Origin of the sequence: Limnohabitans sp. 2KL-1 (genome assembly GCF_003063435.1) — a bacterium.
Lineage (GTDB): Bacteria > Pseudomonadota > Gammaproteobacteria > Burkholderiales > Burkholderiaceae_C > Limnohabitans_A.
In genome coordinates this window covers 723,546-743,803 of the sequence record NZ_NESL01000001.1, presented here as the reverse complement: position 1 = coordinate 743,803, position 20,258 = coordinate 723,546, and the positions used below count along the sequence as shown (strand labels likewise).

The following is a 20,258-nucleotide window of genomic DNA, read 5'->3' as shown; positions in this document are numbered from 1 at the left end:
AATCACTCCACCTCAATGGCCTTGAGTTGCCAGACAGAGCGTTCGTAATAAGTCTTGTGCTGCAACTCTTTTTTGCCGTCAAAGTTGTAAATGATGAACAACGGGCCTTTGGTGCGAACCGGAATGGACTGACCATCCATCGTCAAGGCCACGATCAATTCGTGCTGTTCCGCATCCGAGACGGGCAGCTTGACCCGGTAATCATTCAATGCCACGGCCTTGATCTGCTGTCCTCGGGCCTTGACCAACTTCAGCACATCCCTGAGCAACGGCCCTGAAAACGCGACCGGCTTTTGATCCCAAGGGGTTCGTGTGGTGAAACTTTGTTGAGGCAGCGCCTTCAAGGTTGCCATGTCCAGTGCAGCCACCGTGCCCTGGTTGCGCACATCCATCAAGCCGGACACTTGCAACACCACCGAACCTTGAGGCGCCTGCAGCGCCAACGCCGGTCCCCACCCCAGCAGCGCACTCAAAGCAAGCGCCGCCGCCCAGCACCTGTTGCTCGGACTTGTTTTGGCCATGTCAAAGTCGCCAAACCCTTTGAATGTGCGCATGATTGAGTTTCCCGTTATTCATTGATTGAGTTAAAAAGAATTATATTTTTTAATTTAAATCAATAAAAATAATTTGTTTCAATCTGTAAAAGATATTGCCAAATGCACAAGCCAGCCATGTCCCCTGGCAAACCACGGGCAGCTGCTAGCATGCCGGACATGTTGCAACAGACCATCCTCCCCACAAACCAAGACCACCCGCCCGTTCTGGAAGCTTGGGCGCTGAGTGGCGGGCCCGGGGGCCAGGACTTGTTGCGCGACATCACCCTGCAACTGCCCGCAGGCGTGTCCGCATTGACCGGCGACGAAGGCACTGGCAAAACCAGCCTGCTGCGCCTGCTGGCTGGTGACTTGCCTGCCACAGCGGGGCACATGCGTTTGCGGGGTCAACCTTGGCCCATGGGACAGCCGCATCAGGCATCGGTATTCTGGGCCGATTTGCGCCTGCCCTTGCACGACGAAGACACCCCGCTCCAATGCTGGTCCACCTGGCAGCAAACCCTGCCATTGTGGTGCGAAGACATTCAACAGGCCCTGGTGGAAGCCTTGCACATGGCCCCCCACCTGCACAAACGTCTGAACATGCTGTCCACCGGCAGCCGCCGCAAAGTTGGTCTGGTCACCGCCCTGGCCTCGGGCGCGACCGTTACCCTGCTCGATCAGCCGTTTGTTTCGCTGGACCACGCCTCCATCTGCGTGATCAAAGACGTGCTGACCGATGCCGCCGAGCAAACCGAGCGGGCCTGGTTGGTGGCCGACTACGAAGCCCCTACAGACATCCCGCTGGCCTCGTTACTGCAGCTTTGACCCCCCACTGCTCACCCGGCGTGCACGCACACCGCTGCAACGCCGGGCCAAGACGGTCGCGAAATACGCCTGCCCATTCACCCAAAGCGTGTCAAAACAGGCGGCCCTGGCTCCTGCGCGGATTCGTCATTTAAAACCTGTCCGCGTTCATGACCTGGGTCCAGGCGGCCACAAAGTCTCGTGCGAATTTCTCGCGGTTGTCGTCTTGTGCATAGACCTCGGCATACGCCCGCAGCACCGAGTTGGAGCCGAACACGAGATCTACCCGGCTGGCGGTCCACTTGGCCTGGCCTGTCTTGCGGTCGCAAATGTCGTACGAGTTGCGGCCCGTGGGCTTCCACTGGTAGGCCATGTCGGTCAGGGCCACGAAGAAGTCGTTGCTCAAGACCCCCACGCGGTCGGTGAACACGCCGTGCTGGCTGCCACCGTGGTTGGTGCCCAGCACGCGCATGCCGCCGATCAGGGCCGTCATCTTGTGCGCGGTCAGCCCCATGAGTTGGGCCCGGTCGAGCAGCAACTCTTCGGGGCTGACGGCGTAATGTTGCTTGACCCAGTTGCGGAAACCGTCGTGGATCGGTTCGAGCACCGCGAACGATTCGGCATCGGTCATGGCCTCGCTGGCGTCGCCACGCCCGGGCTGGAAGGGCACGGGGATGTCAAAGCCCGCCGCTTGGATGGCTTGCTCCACACCCACATTGCCGGCCAACACAATCACATCGGCCACGCTGGCACCGCTGTCCTTGGCGATGCCTTCGAGGATGCCCAACACTTTGGCCAGACGGGCAGGCTCGTTGCCTTCCCAGTCTTTTTGCGGGGCCAGGCGGATGCGTGCGCCATTGGCACCGCCGCGCTTGTCCGAGCGGCGGAAGGTGCGGGCGCTGTCCCAGGCGGTGGTCACCATCTCGCTCACGCTCAGGCCGCTGGCAGCGATCTTGGCTTTGACCGCAGCCACGTCGTAGTCGGCTTGGCCCAGAGGTACGGGGTCCTGCCAGATCAGGTCTTCTTGCGGCACTTCGGGGCCGATGTAACGCGCTTTGGGTCCCAGGTCGCGGTGGGTCAGCTTGAACCAGGCACGGGCGAACACTCGGGTGAAATATTCGGGATCTTTGTGGAAGCGCTCTGAAATCACGCGGTAGGCCGGGTCCATCTTCATGGCCATGTCGGCGTCGGTCATCATGGGTTGCAGTCGAATCGACGGGTCTTCCACATCGACCGGCATGTCTTCCGGCTTGATGTTGATCGGCTTCCACTGGTGGGCACCTGCAGGGCTCTTGGTCAGCTCCCACTCGTAGTTGAGCAGCAAGTGGAAATAGCCGTTGTCCCACTGCGTGGGGTGCGTGGTCCAAGCGCCTTCGATGCCGCTGGTCACGGTGTCACGGCCCACACTGCGTGTGCTGTGGTTCATCCAGCCCAGGCCTTGCTCATTCACTTCGGCGCCTTCAGGGGCGGGGCCCAGGTTTTGCGCCTGGCCGTTGCCATGGGCTTTGCCCACGGTGTGACCACCGGCCGTCAAGGCCACGGTTTCTTCGTCGTCCATGGCCATGCGGGCAAACGTCAGGCGCACATCGTGTGCGGTTTTGAGCGGATCGGGCTGGCCGTTGACGCCTTCGGGGTTCACATAGATCAAGCCCATTTGCACGGCGGCCAAGGGGTTTTCCAGCGTCTCGCGCTTGTCGCCGTCGTAACGGGTTGAGGCCAACCATTCTTTTTCGGAGCCCCAATAAATGTCTTGCTCGGGGTGCCAGATGTCTTCGCGCCCAAAGGCAAAACCATAGGTCTTCAGACCCATCGATTCATAAGCCACGTTGCCGGCCAGCACGATCAGATCGGCCCAGCTGATGCGGTTGCCATATTTCTTTTTGATGGGCCACAGCAAGCGACGCGCCTTGTCGAGGTTGGCGTTGTCGGGCCAAGAGTTGAGTGGGGCAAAGCGCTGGTTGCCGGTGCCCGCACCGCCACGGCCATCGGCAATGCGGTAAGTGCCTGCCGCATGCCAGGCCATGCGGATCATCAGACCGCCGTAATGCCCCCAGTCGGCGGGCCACCAGTCCTGGCTGTCGGTCATGAGTGCGGTCAGGTCTTTTTTGAGCGCGGGCACATCCAGCTTTTTGACTTCTTCGCGGTAATTGAAGTCTGCCCCCATGGGGTTGGTTTTGGTGTCGTGCTGGTGCAGGATGTCCAGGTTCAACGCCTTGGGCCACCAGGCCATGGTGGCGTTGGCGGAAGTGGTGTTGGTGTTGGTGTTGGTGTTGGCACCGTGCATGACGGGGCATTGGCCTGGGGAGGCGGTGTTCAGGGAGTCCATACAGTGTTCCTTGGCGATGGGTTGAACAAGGCATCAGTGTAGGGAGTTCGGGGTTGTTCCGGGTTGAGTTTTATCTATGAAGCTGATAGCGATCAAGGGCTTGGGCAAAGACGGTGCGCTGACGCACGCTGTGATGCGCCAGACCATCGGCATAGGGGGCCTCCCTGATGGGAGGCACCCCTGCCACACCACCCGGCATGCGGGTCCGCACCGGGCGGTTCGAGCGCTTGAGGTCAGGACAGCCTTGGCACCCCCAGCCGATCAAAGTACGCAATGGTCAGCACTCGCTTGATGGCCCCGTCACTGTTGCGCCACCACCTGTGGCAGTTACCCGCCACTTGGTTCGCTACATCTTCCGAGGCCCCCAGCGCCTTCAACTCCCTATAGATCGCCTTCGGCCTCTTCCAGTGCCTGAGCTGGATCGCTCTCAGCCGATGACGCAACCACTCGTCCAGCCCTCGCCAGACCTTGGGCGTTTGCGCCATCCCGAAGTAGGCCTTCCAGCCCAGCAGGTAGGGCCTCAGCTTTTCCACCACTTGCGCCATGCTGCGCCCACCCGAGCGGCGTGTGAGTTGCCGGATGCGAGCCTTGAAGTTGTCCAGCGGCTTTTCGGCCACCTTGCATTTGACTTCCCGGCCCTTGGCCACCCACAGCGCGTAGCCCAGGAACTTGCGCCCGAAGGCACTTGCCACCGCACTCTTGGCTTCGTTGATCTGAAGCTTCAAGCCCGTGTACAGCTTCCTGAGGTAGGCCATCACCCGCTCGCCAGCTCGTCTGCTGCCCACGTAGACGTTGCAGTCGTCAGCGTAGCGCGCGAAGCTGTAGCCCCTCGCCTCCAACGCCTTGTCCACTTCGTCCAGCAGCACGTTGGCCAGCAGCGGACTGAGTGGCCCGCCTTGCGGCGTGCCCAGATGGCGATCGACCACCACCCCACCATCCATGATCCCGGCGTTCAGATACGCCCGAATCAGCCGGATCACGCCAGCGTCATCGATGCGCCTTTTGAGCCTGTCGATCAGGATGTCGTGGTTGACCCGGTCAAAGAACTTGGCCAGGTCCACGTCCACCACCACGCGCTTGCCCGATTGGACGTATGCCCGTGCGGCCTTGACCGCATCGTGCGCACGCCTGCCCGGTCGAAACCCGTGGCTGTGCTCGCTGAAGGTGGGGTCGATCAGCGGTTGCAGCACTTGCAAGAGGGCTTGCTGAATCAATCGATCTATCACCGTCGGGATGCCCAGCTCGCGCTGGCTGCCGTCCGGTTTGGGAATCAATACCTTGCGTACCGGACTGGGCCGGTAGCTTCCTGCCAGCAGCGCTTGGCGAATGTCTGGCCAGCTTTGGCGCAGCAGTTGGGCAGTTTGCTCGATATCGAGCCCATCCACCCCGGCTGCGCCTTTGTTGGCCTTGACCCGCTTCCACGCTGTTTGCAGGTTCTGTCTCGTCAGCGCCGCCTCCAACAGGCCACCTGTGCCTGCCATCTGCTTTGCTGACCCCGTGCACGGGTGTTCAAGAGGCGGGTCGCAGGCTTCGTCGCTGGCAAGATCGCTCACGGCTTCACCGCTTGCTACGCTTGCCCGCCCGGGTTGCCCCAACATCTGACGCATGGCCTTTGACATCCCCTTGTCCTCGCTCACTCACTCTCGTTCGGTCCTTCGCTCTTGCCTTGTGGCCTCAGCGGCCCCGGCTCCAACTACTACGACCTTTGCTGACTTCTCGCTCCGGCAATGCCGTCTTCCTTTCAGAAACAAGGCGAGATCTCCCCAGGTAAGGGTCGCACACCTTCATCGCACAACCGCCGCATTTACGCCACCTCGCCTTGGTCACAAGAGCTTTGCAGTAATGGGCCTGCTCGCCCTGCTTGGCAACGCCTTCTATGCGGTTCTTGTTCATCGGCTCACGATTTACGCTCCACGCTTCCTTCCCACGCTCGGTCGCCCTCACGCAGTTGCGCTTCACTTTGCTCACTGTGACCAGCTCGCAGCGGGACTTGCACCCGCAGGTGTGCGCCCATGCTGGGCGCACCCAACAAAAAACCCCGCCAGTTGGGTAGCGGGGTTTTGGGTGTGAAAAAGGAAGCGCTTCAGCTTTGCAGCGCCTTCCACATCTCCATGTCGCGCTCGGCAGTCCAGATGCGGGGGTTCTTGATGCCGCTGGCTTCGTCGTAGGCACGGGTCACGTCAAACGGCAGGCAGTGTTCATAAATGAACACATGGCCAAACACCGGGTCCATGCTCTTGCGGGTGTGGGCCATGGCGGCCTTCAGGTCCATCTGGGCGGCCACGGCTTCTTTACCGGCCTGGAACAAGGTGGTCACCCAGCGCTGTGTGTAATCGAGGGCCTTGTTCACGTTGTCGTTGCCCTTCATGGCCTCACCGCGACCGGGCACGATGAACTCTGCCTTCAGATCACGCAGCGCTTCCAGCGTGGCGGGCCACTCTTCGAGTTGGGCGTCGCCCGTGTAAACACCGGCCTCGTACTCGACCAAGTCGCCCGAGAACAGCACTTTTTCTTCTTCCACCCAGGCAATCGTGTCGCCACGGGTGTGGCCGGGGCCTGGATGCCAGATCTGCACCACCACGCCACCCAGGTTGATGCTGAGCTTGCCGGGCACTTCACCCTTCGTGGGATTGCCGCCACCCACCACCATGGTGGGCCAGGTCAGGCCGGGCACGCTGTCAGCACCACGGAACAGGCGCGGGAAACGCTCCATCTCGCTTTTCATGTCCTGTGCGCCGCGCTCTTTGATCAGGTCGAGCGTGCCTTCGCTGGCAATGATCTCGGTCGCGCCTTCGGCGGCGTAGGCGTAAGCGCCCAGCACGCGCACCGCGTGGTAATGGGTCAGCAGCACATATTTGATGGGCAAGTCGCTGACGGTGCGGATTTTCTGGATCAGGTCTTGCGCCATGGCAGGCGTGGCCGTGGCGTCACTGACCATGATGAAACGGTCACCGATGATCACGCCGGAATTGGGATCACCCTCGGCGGTGTAGGCCCAGCAGTGCTGGCTCAATTGCTCGAAGGTGATCTTTTTTTCATCCAGATCGGCCTGGCTGGCGAAGGCTTTGGTGGGGGCTTTGGACATGGAAATCTCTCTGGTCAATGAAGGCTTGAATTTTACCTAAACGAAATGCGTTACGGATTGTTGAATTGCAAAGTCCAGCTCAGGCGGGGCTGCCCAGGCCTTTTTCAAGCATGCCGATCACTTCTTCGGCAAAGGCGGCGTAGCTGATCGGCCCGCCCGGGCGCAGCCAGGTGAAGGTCCAATTGATCATGCCCAACAACATCATGGTCAGCGCCGTCTGGTTGGTCGGGGTCAAGCGTTCGGGGTAGGCGCGCTTCATGAAACGCGTCATGGCGGCCACGATGTCACGCTGGCGATTCAGGATCAGCTCACGCGGCGAAACCAGCGTGGCACCCAGCGCCGGATCGGGTGCATCGCCCAAAAACTGCGTGTCATTGAGCAAGGCCGCGTGCCGGGTGGCCGAGGTTTCGTACTCCTGCAAAAATGCCCGCACCAGTTCGTGCAGCGTGGCACGCTCGTCCAGATTCTTGCGCTGCGCAATCGCCTCGGTCTGCGCAATCAGCGCCAGCAGGCGCTGGGTGTGGCGGTCGAGCAGGTCAAACAGAATCGCTTCTTTGCTCTCGTAATAGTGGTACAGCCGCGCCTTGGACGTACCGCAGGCGGTGGCAATCTCGTTCATGCTGGCCGCGGGGTAGCTGCGCTGCGCAAAGCATTGCGCGGCAATGTCGAGGATCGCGTCGCGCTTGATGTCGTGGGTTGCTGATTTGGGTCGGGCCATGGCGGCATTCTGCCAGCCATGGCCCAAGGCCCCACTCAGTCAGGCACTCAGTCCAGCACTCAGTCGGACACCCGTTCAAGCCACCGGTCAAGCCATTAGACGGGCAAGTCACCTGCAGTCAGCCCGCCCAGCCGGGGGCGAACCACCCCCCGCACCAGCCTGACGCTGGCCGCGCCCACCTGCCCCCAGGCTTGCAGCCATTGCCTGAGCAGTTCCCGCAAGGTGGTATGGGGCATGCGGTGCAGCGCCAGGTCCGGCGGCATTTCGCGCCAGTCAAAGTGCACAGTCTCACCGCTGTGGCGCGCCTCCATGACCAAGCGGGCCCCAGCGGGCACGTCGATGATCTGCCCGGCTTCCAGAAAATGGTCGCCATCGCTTCGGGCCCAGTGGCCCATGGGTTTTTCCCAAGTGATCCATGCCGTGCCTTGCACAATCAGCAACTGGCTGTCTTGACGGGGCAGCAGGCTCATGGCGCGCCGAGGGGACAAGCGCCAGGTGCCTGTCCAGCGGACAGTTTTCAGTTTTTGACAGTCTTGCAAAAAAGTGCACAGTGCGGATTCAGACATCGCCATCTCCAGGGTGATCGCCACGCCGACAAAAGCGTCGGTGCATTCATGATGCAAGCCAAAGCATTCAACGTCCAATGAAAATCCTCGCCGCCATTGATGCGGCAAATGCATGAATCAAAAAGCACTGCACCCGTATCATTGACGCCACCATGCCCCCCTCATCCGCCCCAGCAGCCCGCACCCGTCCGATCTCGATGAGCTACCTGCGGGCGTTCGACGCGGTGGCCAGACACCTGAACTTCCGGGTCGCGGCCGAAGAGCTGGCCCTGACCCAAAGCGCGGTCAGCCGGCAAATCCAGGCGCTGGAGCACGAGGTCGGCACATTGCTGTTTTTGCGGCACACGCGTTCGGTGGAGCTGACCAGCGCAGGCAGCCTGTTGCACCGGTCCGCAAGTGCTTCGCTGGAACGCATCGATTCGGCGGTGCGGCGAATCCGCCAGAGCACCGGCCGCCAAAGCGTGTCCATCACCACTTGGGCCTCTTTTGCCAGCATGTGGCTGATCCCCCGACTGGAAATGTTTCAACGCGAGCACCCGGACATCGACATCCGGATCGACGCCACTGACGCGGCTGTGGACATGAACAACACCGATGTGGATCTGGCTTTGCGCTACGCCACCAGCCAAATCAGCGGCGCTGCCGAGCGCCTGTTTGGCGAACAGCTGACCGTGGTCGCCAGCCCATGGCTGTTGAAATCACAGCCCATCCACAACGTGGCTGATTTGATGCGCTGCACACTGATCGAGGCGGGCGACGCCTACCGCACCCAACACATGCAATGGCTGAGCTGGCAGCGCTGGCTGGACACCTTCAGCCCCCATGCACCGGGCAAAACAGCCGCCCTGTCCCCTGCGCGTTGGCTGTATTTCAACTATGCCCACCAGATCGTGCAGGCCGCACTCACCGGCCAGGGCGTGGCGTTGGCACGCCAGCCCCTGGTGGCAGAGAGCTTGGCCAACGGCGACCTGGTGGAAGTGCTGCCAGAGATGCGCTTGAGCTCACCGCTGGCTTATTGGTTGCTGGTGGCACCCCGCAGCAAGCTGCGTCCCGAAGTGCGCGCCTTTTGCGACTGGCTGCGCCAGCAGGCCGACAACACCCGCTTGGCTACTGGCGATGTGGCTGACCCGGAGACTCTGGCCTCACCCGATTGAAGTGGCCCGACTGAACCCAAGCCGACATCAAACCGGCCAAACCACCCCGTTGTCGTTCAGGATCGCGTCCAGCGGCTCGTCGTGGTCTTCGGGCTCCAGATCGTCCACAAAGCCATGTGTGTAACCCAGTCCCACCGTGAAGGGTTTGGGCTGCAGCGTGGCCAGTGTGCGGTCGTAAAAACCACCGCCATAGCCCAATCGGTAGCCCCCGATGCCGTAACCCACGCAGGGTACAAACAACAAGGTCGGCACGATGACTTCGGTGTCCTTGGGTTTGGGAATGCCGTAGGCGTCTTCCTCCATCGCACAGCCGGGATACCAGGTGTGAAACGTGAGGGTTTTGTGGAGCTTGTTGACCACCGGCAGGCCGATGCGGCGGCGCTGGGGCTCGCCGTTCAACTCACCGTCTTCCTTCCAGCGGTGCAACACCGGCAGCGGGTCAAATTCACCCTTGATGGGCCAATAGGCCCCGATCACGGTATCGGGTCGGTCAAACAGCCAGATGCGCATGACGCGCTGCAAGGCTTCTGCACGTGCCAAGCGGTCGGGCAGGTTCAGCCTTTCTTCAATCAGGGCTTTCCGGAGGGCCTTTTTAGCGTCAGCTTTGTCCATAATCAACCTATGCAATTGACACAGATTCTGACACTGCTTGGGGCCTTGGTCCTGAGTGGCCTCTGCGCGCCCAAGCTTTATGCGCAAAACAAGGGCGACGAGGTGATCCTGGAGATGCACCAGGCCTTCCGCAAAAACGACAAAAACCGCCTGGCGAACTTGCTGCCCCAAGCCCGGGGCCATGTGCTGGAACCCCTGGTCGCCTATTGGGACATGCGCGCGCGCCTGGACATCGCGCCCGAGTCGGAAATTCGAGGTTTCCTGAACAGTTACGCCGGCAGCTACTACGAAGACCGGCTGCGCAACGACTGGTTGCTGCAATTGGGCAAACGCCGCGACTGGGCCACCTTCACCGCCGAATACCCGCGTTACCGCATGCGCGATGACCGCGAATTGCGCTGCTACGCCCTGGCCACCGAGGCCATGAACAGCAAGGCAGACGTGGCCGACGAGGCCAAGCGCCTGTGGTACGCCCTGCGCGAAGCCGATGACGGCTGCACCTACGTGGCCGAGCATTTGCACTCAGGCAAACAGATCAACGGCCTGGATCTGTGGCGCAAGGCCCGCATCGCCATGGACGCGAACCGCCCACGCGCCGCGCAAGCGGCCGTCGACATCGAAGCACCCCGCCTGTCCGAACAAGTGGCGCTGATCCACGCCGACCCGGCCAAATACCTGGACAAGCGCATCATCGCCATCACCAAGAGCCGCAAGGAACTGGCGGTGCTGGCCCTGATCCGGCTGGCCGCCAAAGACCCGGACGAAGCGGCCGATTTGCTGAGCCGGCGCTGGTCCATCCAGCTGAGCGCCGAAGAACGCAACTGGACTTGGGGCGTGATCGGCAAACAGGCCGCGCAAAAACTGCAGGACGAAGCCGCCGGTTACTTTGCCAAAGTGCAAAAAGACAGCGACCTGAACGATGACCTCCTGGCCTGGAAAGTGCGTGCTGCCTTGCGCCAAGGCCAATGGCGTCAGGTCTTGACGGCCACGCAGGCCATGAGCCCCGAATCTCAAAAAGACCCCACCTGGGTCTACTGGCGAGCCCGCGCCTTGATGGCTTCGGTGCCAGACACAACCCAGCGTCAAGAGGCACAAAGCCTGCTGCGCAGCATCGCCAGCGTGCGGGGTTTTTATGAGCAACTGGCACTCGAAGAGCTGGGCCAGCCGATCACCGCCCCTGAGCGCCCCAGCGGCCTGACCCCGCAAGAAAAAGCCGCCGCCCTCATCAACCCCGGCCTGCAGCGCGCCTTGTACGCCATACAGCTGGGCCTGCGCTCCGAAGGCAACCGGGAGTGGAACTACAGCACCAACCTGCACACGCCCGGTGGCATGAACGACCGTGAACTGCTGGCAGCCGCCGATCTGGCTTGCCAAAGGCAGGTGTGGGACCGCTGCATCAACACCAGCGACCGCACCAAAGACGCCATTGACTTTGAGCAACGCTATCCCATGCCTTTGCGCGAGATCGTGGTGCGCCGGGCCAACGAGATCCGGCTGGACCCGGCCTATGTCTATGGCCTGATTCGCCAGGAAAGCCGTTTCGTCATGGACGCCCGCTCGCACGTCGGAGCTTCGGGCTTGATGCAGGTCATGCCTGCCACGGCCAAATGGACGGCCAAGAAAATCGGTTTGACCCACTTCACGCCCGAGCAGATCACCGACCGCGAAGTGAATGTGGCCATTGGCACCGGCTACCTGAAACTGGTGCTGGACGACTTTGAGGGCTCCATGCCCATGGCCACTGCCGCCTACAACGCCGGCCCCGGTCGCCCGCGCAGCTGGCGCAACGGCCCCGTGCTTGAAGCCGCCATCTGGGCCGAGAACATCCCGTTCCAGGAAACGCGTGACTACGTGAAGAAAGTGCTGTCCAACACCACCAACTACGCCGCCATCCTGACGCGCCAGCCGCAATCGCTCAAGGCCCGACTGGGCAACGTGGGGCCACGCAACACCCCGATGGCCGAGGTGAACAAGGATTTGCCTTGAAACTTGCAAGCCAGGGATAACCGGCATTCGCGAGCAGGGGCTGGCTTTCACATCTCAAAACCACCTCGGCCAGCCCTCTTTGGACAGCCGCCCCTGCGGCTGACGGCAAAAGCCACCCCCTCCCCTGCGGGAGGTCGCTCCGGCGGCCGATACGGGTTCAAGCCGAGGGCGCAGGCCCCAGCAAAGCGTCCAGATTGGCCTGGATTTTTTCTTCGATCTTGCCGCTGTAGGCCCCCAGCAAGAAACCCAGTTTCAGCTGCAAGTCGAAACGCGTGTCGGTCACCACCAACTCGCCGCTCACGCCACTGCGGGCAAAGCGCATCCGGTCTTCGGCATCGCCGGACTCGGCCGTGCAGCTCATGCCCCATTCCTGCTCAGCCTGTTCTCGCCAGCGTTCGGCCACAGCGCGCGCGCCGGACAGGCCCAAGGTGTGTTGGCGTTCAATCTTCAGTTCAGGCATGGTGGGCTTTCTGGGCTTGAGGGGCCGTGCGTTGGGCGGCAAATTCGGTGTCCAAAGCCACCTCCACCAGACAGTCATAAAACACGGGCGCTCGGCCCAAATCGGTCAGGTGCTGGCTGGTCAGTTCGTTCACGTTGGTGCCATTCAGGCCCAGCTTGCGCCACCAAATGCCCAGGCCGTTGACCACCCCGGGCCGCGCACGCTGGTTCAATCTTGCTTTGCAGTGGTAGGTGCCCCGGTCGTTGAACACGCGCACCACCGCGCCGTCGGCAATGCCCCGCTGAGCCGCGTCCTCGGGGTGCATTTCCAGCACGGGCTCGGCTTCGATGTCGCGCAGGCTTTGCACGTTGACAAAAGTGGAATTGAGGAAATTGCGCGCAGGCGGCGAAATCATGGCCAGCGGGTAGCGGCCACCGGGCGTGGCCAACTCGTAGTTGGGCAGGTGGTCCGGCAGGCCATCCAGGCCTTGGTCGACCAAGCGTTGGCTGAAAAATTCGCAGCGGCCAGAGGGCGTGGGAAAGCCGCCTTGGGCAAACGGCGCATCGGGCACGGGCAAAGAGGCAAAGCCGTGTGCCAGCAGCTGCTCAAAGTCTTGCGCATCGCCAATGGCACTGCGACACAGGCTTTCATCGCTCTCGGCAAAACACGGGTCGTCAAAACCCATGCGCGCGGCCAAGGCCCGGAAGATGTCGGTGTTGGTGCGTGAACCGCCCACGGGCGCAATCGCCGGACGGTTCAGCAGCACGTCGGTGTGGCCGTAGCTGGTGTGGATGTCCCAGTGCTCCAGCTGCGTGGTGGCGGGCAAGATGAAGTCGGCATAGTCGGCAGTGTCGGTCTGAAAATGCTCCAGCACCACGGTGAACAGGTCTTCGCGGCCAAAGCCCTGCACCACCTTGCCCGACTCGGGGGCCACGGCGACCGGGTTGCTGTTGTAGACGATCAAGGCTTCAATTTTGGGGCCAAATGCGGGCGATGCCGGGCGCAGCAAATCGTCGCCAATGGTGGCCATGTTAATGGTGCGCGGACGCCGCTCGCCCAGCAAGTCGGGCCGCTGCAAAGCCGCCCGCCGCACCGGGAAATGCCCCGAACTGCTGAGCAGCAAGCCGCCCGCCCGGTGTCGCCAGGCCCCAGTGAGGGCAGGCAAACACGCGATCGCCCGCACCGCGTTGCCACCACCGCGCACACGCTGCATGCCGTAATTCAAGCGAATGGCCGCAGGCTGGGTGGTGCCCCAGTCGCGAGCCAGTTGCCGGATTTGCTCAACCGGCACACCGCACACCTCGGCAGCCCGCTCGGGCGACCATTGCAAGGCGCGGGCCTTCAAAGCGTCCCAGCCCAGCGTGTGGCGGTCGATGTAGTCTTGGTCGAGCCAGCCGTGCACGATCAACTCGTGCATGACAGCCAGCGCCAGCGCGGCATCGGTGCCGGGGCGCAGGGCGATGTGTTCGTGGCATTTTTCGGCCGTTTCGCTGCGCCGGGGGTCGATGCACACCAACTTGGCCCCGTTGCGCTTGGCCGCCTGGGCGATGCGCCAAAAGTGCAGGTTGCTGCCAATCGAGTTGCTGCCCCAAATCACGATGAGCTTGGATTCGGCAAAAAACTCGACCTTCATGCCCACCTTGTTGCCCAAGGTCTGCGTCAGGGCTTCGGCCCCGGCCGAGGCGCAAATCGTGCGGTCCAAGAGCGACGCGCCCAGCTGGTGAAAAAACCGCGCTGCGATCGACTCGCTTTGCACCAGGCCCATGGTGCCCGCATAGCTGTAGGGCAAGATGGCCTCGGGGTTGCGAGCCGCGATGGTTTTCAAGCGCGTGGCGATCTCGTCCAGCGCCTGATCCCAACCCACAGGCTCAAACCGCCCCGAACCCTTGGGGCCGATGCGCTTCATGGGTTGCAACACGCGATCCGGATGGTAGGTGCGCTCGGTGTAGCGTGAAACTTTGGTGCACAAGACACCATCGGTCGGCGCATGCGCGGGGTTGCCCTGCACTTTGATGGCGCGGCCGTTTTCCACGGTGGTCACCAAGGCACAGGTGTCAGGGCAATCGTGCGGGCAGGCACCGCGCACGGCGTTGGAGGCATCAATAGAGGTCATGAAGGGCAAAACCAGCTTGGAATGTCCCATTGTCAGGCATCTCCCGGCCATGGCCGCCGGGAAATTTCCAACCATTTGGCCTTGAAACCGTGCCATGCCCGTGAACTCATCAGGGCGAACCCTGATGGCGCATGTCCCCCAAGCGCTCAGGGGGGATGGCACGCCCAAAGAAGTCCCGCTAGACTGTATTGCATGAAACTCATCGACTCCATCCTCACCGACGCGGCCAGCATCGCGGCCATTCGCAAAGACATCCACGCTCACCCCGAGCTGTGCTTTCAGGAAGTGCGCACCGCCGATGTGGTGGCGCAGCAACTGACCGACTGGGGTATCCCCATCCACCGGGGCATGGGCACCACGGGCGTGGTGGGCATCGTGCACGGGCGTGACGGTGGCGCGTGCGGTCGCGGCATTGGTCTGCGCGCCGACATCGACGCACTGCCCATGCAGGAATTCAACACCTTCGCCCACGCCAGCAAGCACCAAGGCAAGATGCACGCCTGCGGCCACGACGGTCACACCGCCATGCTGCTGGCAGCGGCCAAGCACTTTGCCAAACACCGCGACTTTGACGGCACGGTGTATTTGATTTTCCAACCCGCCGAAGAAGGCGGCGGTGGTGCCCGCGAGATGATCAAGGACGGCCTGTTCGACAAGTTCCCGATGCAGGCCGTGTTCGGCATGCACAACTGGCCCGGCGCCCCGGTGGGCACTTTTGCTGTGAGCGCAGGCCCAGTCATGGCGTCCAGCAACGAATTCAAAATCGTCATTCGTGGCAAAGGCAGCCACGCCGCCCTGCCGCACAACGGCATCGACCCGGTGCCCATCGCCTGCCAGATGGTGCAGGGCTTTCAGACCATCATCACCCGCAACAAGAAGCCGGTGGATGCGGGTGTGATCTCGGTCACCATGATCCACGCCGGTGAAGCCACCAACGTGGTGCCAGACGCGTGCGAGCTGCAAGGCACGGTGCGCACGTTCAGCATCGAGGTGCTCGACCTGATCGAGACCCGCATGAAGCAGGTGGCCGAATCGATTTGCACCGCCTTTGACGCACAGTGCGAATTCGAGTTCCACCGCAACTACCCACCCACCATCAACAGCGCCACAGAAGCGGACTTTGCCCGCCAGGTCATGACCGGCATCGTGGGCGCTGACCATGTGGTCAACCAGGAACCCACCATGGGCGCGGAAGATTTCTCGTACATGCTGCAGGCCAAGCCCGGCGCGTATGTGTTCATCAGCAACGGCGATGGCGCGCACCGTGAAATGGGCCACGGCGGCGGCCCTTGCACCTTGCACAACCCGAGCTACGACTTCAACGACGACCTGATTCCACTGGGCGGCACGTATTGGGTGGAGCTGGCCACACAGTGGCTGGCCAACCCGACACAAGCCCAATAATCCTTTTCAGGAATGCACATGTCCGATATCCAGAGCGGTTTTTCAAAAAGCTACGTTGAAGCTCGCCAAAAATTCCTGAACGCCGCACAAGCTGCAGGGCTTTCGGTGGATTCGAACATCCACCCCCTCAAGGGCCGTGATGGCGAAGAAATGGCCATGGATGTGGTGCTGGACGGCGCTGTCGATGCGAAGCGCTTGCTGGTCATCAGCAGCGCTTGCCACGGGGTCGAAGGCTACTGCGGCTCGGGTGTTCAGATCCACGCTTTGCACAACACCACCTGGCGTGACGCCGCCAAAGCCCAAGGCGTGGCCGTGCTCTACATCCACGCGCTCAATCCGCACGGCTTTTCGCATGTGCGGCGCGTGACCCATGAAAACGTGGACATCAACCGCAACTTTCAGGACTTTTCCACCCCCTTGCCAGACAACTCGGCTTACCGCGAAATCCAGCCACTGCTTTTGCCCGAGGTCTGGCCACCCGATGCCACCAATGCTGCCGCCACAGGCCAATACATTGCAGAGCGCGGCATGATGGCTTACCAGTCCGCGATCTCCAAGGGTCAACACGAATTCCCCGAGGGCCTGTTCTTTGGTGGTCAAGCACCCACCTGGAGCAATCTGACGCTGCGCCGGGTCCTGCAAAAGTACGGCCAAAACTGCCAAAAACTGGCTTGGATCGACCTGCACACGGGTCTGGGCCCCAGCGGGGTGGGCGAGCGCATATTCGCCTGCGCCGACGATGCAGCGGCTTATCAGCGCGCCAAAGCCTGGTGGGGCCAGGGCATCACTTCGATTTACGACGGCTCGTCCAGCTCCCCCATGCTCACAGGCCTGATGTGGTTGTCGGCCTATCAGGAATGCCCACAAGCCGAATACACCGGGATCGCCATGGAATATGGCACGCAGCCACCGGACAAGGTCATGTACGCCTTGCGCGGCGACCACTGGTTGCAAGGGCACCCTGAAGCACCCGATGCGCTGCGCCAGCAGATCAAACAAGACCTGATGGATGCGTTTTATGTCGACACCGACGCCTGGCGCACCCAGATCGTGGATCAGGCCATGGATGCGATGCACCAGGCCGTCACGGGTTTGAACACGCCATGAGCACCCCACGCGTTCTGGTGCTGGGCGGCAGCGGCTTTGTCGGCCGCCAAGTCTGCGAACAACTGGCCCGCCTGGGCTGGCACATCACCGTGCCCACCCGCCGCGCTGTCAATGCGGCCGGCGTGCAAAGCCTGCCGGGCCTTGCCGTCATCGAAGCCTCGGTGCACAACGAAGCCGACCTGGTTCGACTGATGACCGGTCACGATGCGGTGGTCAATCTGGTGGCCGTGCTGCACGGCGACGCAGCGCGCTTTGAGCAGGTGCACGTCGACTTGCCCGCCAAGATCGCCCGGGCCATGAAAACAGCCGGCCTGCAACGGTTGGTGCATGTGAGCGCGCTGGGTACCGATGCGCAAGGCCCCTCGATGTACCAGCGCAGCAAAGCACGGGGCGAAGCGGTGCTGAGCAGCGCAAGCCTGGCGCTCACGGTCTTGCGCCCCAGCGTCATCTTTGGTGCCGAAGACAAATTCCTGAACCTGTTTGCCGATCTGCAAGCCGTGGCGCCCTTTGTCCCCCTGGCGGGCAGCGGCACGCGCTTTCAGCCCGTGTGGGTGGGCGATGTGGCACGTGCCGTGGTGGCTTGCCTGCAACAGCCGGACACCATTGGCCAGACCTACGAGCTGTGCGGCCCTGACGTGCTGACGCTGGGCGAGCTGGTCAAGCTCGCAGGCCAGTGGGCCGGCGTGAACCACGGCCATGGCCGCCCGGTGATCGGCTTGCCGATGTGGATGGGCTGGCTGCAGGCCCTGGCGATGGAAATGGCCCCGGGCGAGCCGCTGATGAGCCGGGACAACCTGGCCTCCATGAAGGTGGACAACATCGCCACTGGCCAGTGGCCTGGTTTGCAGGCGCTGGGCATTGCACCCGCTTCAGCTTCGGGCCTGGCCCCCACCTACCTGGGGCACCGCGGACCCCGCAGTCGCCTCAACGGCTGGCGCACCCAAGCAGGCCGCTGATCTACCCTGCCCAACCGTCTCTTGGCGACGCAGCCGATCCAACGCGCCGTTGACACCCGCCATGTCGGGCCATCAAAAGCGCGACATGCGGCAGATCCTCGCAACGAAGACAACGCTTTTGACAGGTTGCAGCGGTTCAGTAGCCAGCCCAATCAAGCGAGGGTCGTTACCATGGAGGGCTGATCCATGGGAGAAAAAATGATCCAGCTCTACATCGCCAACAAAAATTACTCGTCCTGGTCCATGCGCCCCTGGGTGCTGCTGCGCCAGGCGGGCATCGACTTTGAAGAGGTCTACGTCCGCTTTGACAGCTTTGCGCCCGACTCGCAGTTCAAGGCCATGCTCAAAGACGTCAACCCGGTCGGCAAAGTGCCTGTGCTGGTGCACGGCGGTCTGGCGGTGTGGGACACCCTGGCCATCGCCGAATACGTGGCCGAGCAGTTCCCCGACAAACAGCTCTGGCCACAAGACCGCTCCGCCCGTGCGCGTGCCCGCAGCATCTGCGCAGAAATGCACAGCGGCTTCACGGGCCTGCGCAGTGCCTGCCCGATGAACATCGAGGCGCACCTGCCCGACGTCGGCGCACTGGCCCTGCGCGACAAACCTGCCGTGCGCGCCGATTTGGAACGCATCTGCAGCCTTTGGAGCGGCCTGCTCAAAGAACACGGCGGCCCCATGCTGTTTGGCCACTTCACCGTGGCCGACGCCTACTTTGCTCCGGTCGTCATGCGCCTGAAAACCTATGCCCTGCCTGTGCCAGCCGATGTGGCGGCCTACATGGACCGTGTCTGCGCCCTGCCCGGCGTGAAGGCCTGGATCGACGACGCTTTGGCCGAAAAAGACTTCATCGACTTTGAAGAGCCTTTCCGGGTGGCTCGCTGAATAAAGCGCTGAAATGAACGTATTTGTCGTCGGCGGTGCGGTGCGCGATGCCTTGATGGGGCTGCCCGTCAATGACCGCGACTGGGTGGTGGTGGGCAGCACGCCCGAAGCCATGACCGCGCAAGGCTATGTGCCCGTGGGCAAGGACTTTCCGGTCTTTCTGCACCCGCAGACTCGCGAGGAATACGCCCTGGCCCGCACCGAGCGCAAGACGGCGCGAGGCTACAAAGGCTTTGCGGTGCAAGCCGCGCCCGATGTCACGCTCGAAGAAGACCTGGCCCGGCGTGACCTCACGGTGAACGCCATGGCCGTGCCCGAAGCGCTGGCGCACCAGCCACCCAGCGCCTGGGCGGGCCACATCGTCGACCCCTATGACGGCCAACGCGACCTGCAAACCAAGGTGCTGCGCCACGTGACCGAGGCCTTTGCCGAAGACCCCGTGCGCATCCTGCGGCTGGCCCGTTTTGCGGCGCGCTTTGCCGACTTTTCTGTGGCCGATGAAACGATGGCCTTGATGCGCCAGATGGTGGAGGACGGCGAGGTGGACCACTTGGTGCCCGAGCGCGTCTGGCAAGAACTGGCCCGCGGACTGATGAGCTCCAAACCCTCGCGCATGTTCGAGGTGCAGCGCGCATGCGGCGCGCTCAAAGTGCTGCTGCCCGAGCTGGACCGCCTCTGGGGCGTGCCCCAGCGGGCCGAATACCACCCCGAGGTGGACACGGGCGTGCACATGATGCTGGTGATGGACATGGCCGCCCGCCTGAACACGCCGCTTTCGGTGCGTGTGGCCTGCCTGATGCACGACCTAGGCAAAGGCACGACCCCCGCCGACGTGTTGCCCCGGCACATCGGCCACGAAGGCCGCAGCGTCAAACTTTTGCAAAAGGTGTGCGAACGCCTGCGCGTACCCACCGATGGCAAGGAACTGGCCGAAGTCGTGGCGCGTGAGCACGGCAACATCCACCGCAGCGCCGAACTGGGACCTGAGGCCTTGATGCGTTTGCTCGACCGTTGTGACGCCATTCGGCAACCCGAGCGCTTTGCTCGGGTGCTGCAAGCCTGTGAATGCGATGCGCGGGGACGGCTGGGGTTTGAAGGGGCTGCTTACCCACAGGCCGAACGTTTGTTGGAAGCCCAACGCCTTGTTTTGGGCGTCAAAACAGCCGAAATTGCCGCGCTGGCTCAGCAAGAAGGTTTGAAAGGGCCAGACATAGGCCAACGAATATTTAAAGCTAGAGCCCGCGCCTTGGCAGACATAGATTCGAACCCCTGATGAAATGGCTTGTGCGTATCTGGCTCAGCGTCAACGTCTTGGTGCTGGCTCAAGCCATACTGGCTCAACAAACGCCGTCCAGTGGCGGTGAGTTGTCCGTGATGATGTATTTGCTGAATATGCCCTCGTCCATCTTGACAGGCATAGGCCTGAATACTTTGGGTCCGATCAACAACCCATCTCACGCTATCCACATGTTGTTGATTTGGATGCCATTTTTCACTCTGGGCACCATTCAATGGCTATTGCTGGGATGGCTGATCCGAAAAATCTCAAGGTCGTAGTAACGCCCTCAGA

At 62.1% G+C, this 20,258-nt stretch carries 17 protein-coding genes; 8 read left to right on the top strand and 9 right to left on the bottom strand.

Translation table 11 applies throughout. The annotated features are described in order from the left end of the window. Window positions 1-2 precede the first annotated feature (2 nt). Complete coding sequence (locus tag B9Z47_RS03450; RefSeq protein WP_233253628.1) at window positions 3-554, bottom strand: molybdopterin-dependent oxidoreductase; 552 nt, start codon at window positions 552-554, stop codon at window positions 3-5. Between the two features lie 159 nt (window positions 555-713). Between B9Z47_RS03450 and B9Z47_RS03445 the strand changes: the two genes are divergently transcribed. Continuing rightward, window positions 714-1,361: an ATP-binding cassette domain-containing protein gene (locus B9Z47_RS03445; protein ID WP_108330071.1), complete on the top strand. Its 648-nt coding sequence runs from the start codon at window positions 714-716 to the stop codon at window positions 1,359-1,361. Window positions 1,362-1,491: 130 nt separating this feature from the next. On the opposite strand, the gene katG is transcribed toward B9Z47_RS03445, so the two are convergent. The 5 genes from katG to B9Z47_RS03415 form a co-directional block, all read right to left on the bottom strand. Then, the gene (gene katG / locus B9Z47_RS03440) at window positions 1,492-3,666 is read right to left on the bottom strand and encodes a catalase/peroxidase HPI (protein WP_108329800.1); all 2,175 of its coding nucleotides are present in this window, start codon (window positions 3,664-3,666) and stop codon (window positions 1,492-1,494) included. A gap of 233 nt (window positions 3,667-3,899) precedes the next feature. Continuing rightward, window positions 3,900-5,285 (bottom strand): group II intron reverse transcriptase/maturase, encoded by a 1,386-nt coding sequence (ltrA, locus tag B9Z47_RS03435; protein ID WP_199226240.1) that lies wholly within the window; start codon window positions 5,283-5,285, stop codon window positions 3,900-3,902. A gap of 464 nt (window positions 5,286-5,749) precedes the next feature. After that, a complete protein-coding gene (locus B9Z47_RS03425) occupies window positions 5,750-6,751 on the bottom strand; it encodes an MBL fold metallo-hydrolase (RefSeq protein WP_108329799.1) in 1,002 nt (333 codons plus the stop codon). A gap of 79 nt (window positions 6,752-6,830) precedes the next feature. Continuing rightward, window positions 6,831-7,469 (bottom strand): TetR/AcrR family transcriptional regulator, encoded by a 639-nt coding sequence (locus tag B9Z47_RS03420; RefSeq protein ID WP_108330069.1) that lies wholly within the window; start codon window positions 7,467-7,469, stop codon window positions 6,831-6,833. A gap of 95 nt (window positions 7,470-7,564) precedes the next feature. Beyond that, window positions 7,565-8,035, bottom strand: coding sequence for a DUF2917 domain-containing protein (locus B9Z47_RS03415; RefSeq protein WP_158271611.1), 471 nt, complete (start codon window positions 8,033-8,035; stop codon window positions 7,565-7,567). A gap of 152 nt (window positions 8,036-8,187) precedes the next feature. Here B9Z47_RS03415 and B9Z47_RS03410 point away from each other — a divergent pair, with 152 nt between their 5' ends. After that, the gene (locus B9Z47_RS03410) at window positions 8,188-9,189 is read left to right on the top strand and encodes a LysR substrate-binding domain-containing protein (protein WP_108329797.1); all 1,002 of its coding nucleotides are present in this window, start codon (window positions 8,188-8,190) and stop codon (window positions 9,187-9,189) included. 27 nt (window positions 9,190-9,216) lie between these two features. On the opposite strand, the gene B9Z47_RS03405 is transcribed toward B9Z47_RS03410, so the two are convergent. Then, a complete protein-coding gene (locus B9Z47_RS03405) occupies window positions 9,217-9,801 on the bottom strand; it encodes a 5-formyltetrahydrofolate cyclo-ligase (RefSeq protein WP_108329796.1) in 585 nt (194 codons plus the stop codon). 9 nt (window positions 9,802-9,810) lie between these two features. Between B9Z47_RS03405 and B9Z47_RS03400 the strand changes: the two genes are divergently transcribed. After that, window positions 9,811-11,787 carry a lytic transglycosylase domain-containing protein gene (locus tag B9Z47_RS03400; RefSeq protein WP_108329795.1) on the top strand — a complete coding sequence of 659 codons (1,977 nt, stop codon included), beginning with the start codon at window positions 9,811-9,813 and terminating at the stop codon, window positions 11,785-11,787. Between the two features lie 157 nt (window positions 11,788-11,944). Here B9Z47_RS03400 and B9Z47_RS03395 read toward each other — a convergent pair whose 3' ends face one another. Together B9Z47_RS03395 and B9Z47_RS03390 are read right to left on the bottom strand one after the other, a co-directional pair. After that, window positions 11,945-12,247 carry a polyhydroxyalkanoic acid system family protein gene (locus B9Z47_RS03395; protein ID WP_108329794.1) on the bottom strand — a complete coding sequence of 101 codons (303 nt, stop codon included), beginning with the start codon at window positions 12,245-12,247 and terminating at the stop codon, window positions 11,945-11,947. Beyond that, window positions 12,240-14,339, bottom strand: a complete 2,100-nt coding sequence (locus tag B9Z47_RS03390; RefSeq protein ID WP_233253627.1) for a molybdopterin-dependent oxidoreductase — start codon at window positions 14,337-14,339, stop codon at window positions 12,240-12,242. Before B9Z47_RS03390 ends, B9Z47_RS03395 begins: the two co-directional genes overlap by 8 nt. Window positions 14,340-14,531: 192 nt before the next feature. Between B9Z47_RS03390 and B9Z47_RS03385 the strand changes: the two genes are divergently transcribed. The 5 genes from B9Z47_RS03385 to B9Z47_RS03365 all read left to right on the top strand — a co-directional run bounded on the left by B9Z47_RS03385 (window position 14,532) and on the right by B9Z47_RS03365 (window position 19,961). Beyond that, a complete protein-coding gene (locus tag B9Z47_RS03385; protein ID WP_108329792.1) occupies window positions 14,532-15,743 on the top strand; it encodes a M20 aminoacylase family protein in 1,212 nt (403 codons plus the stop codon). An 18-nt stretch (window positions 15,744-15,761) separates the two neighbouring features. Then, a complete protein-coding gene (locus B9Z47_RS03380) occupies window positions 15,762-16,850 on the top strand; it encodes a M14 family metallopeptidase (RefSeq protein ID WP_108330068.1) in 1,089 nt (362 codons plus the stop codon). Further along, window positions 16,847-17,806 (top strand): complex I NDUFA9 subunit family protein, encoded by a 960-nt coding sequence (locus tag B9Z47_RS03375; protein WP_108329791.1) that lies wholly within the window; start codon window positions 16,847-16,849, stop codon window positions 17,804-17,806. Before B9Z47_RS03380 ends, B9Z47_RS03375 begins: the two co-directional genes overlap by 4 nt. 198 nt (window positions 17,807-18,004) lie before the next feature. After that, window positions 18,005-18,688 (top strand): glutathione S-transferase family protein, encoded by a 684-nt coding sequence (locus tag B9Z47_RS03370; protein WP_108330067.1) that lies wholly within the window; start codon window positions 18,005-18,007, stop codon window positions 18,686-18,688. Window positions 18,689-18,701: 13 nt separating this feature from the next. Continuing rightward, entirely contained in the window at window positions 18,702-19,961 is a 1,260-nt protein-coding gene (locus B9Z47_RS03365) for a multifunctional CCA addition/repair protein (RefSeq protein WP_108329790.1), read from the top strand. The last annotated feature ends 297 nt before the right edge of the window (window positions 19,962-20,258 follow it).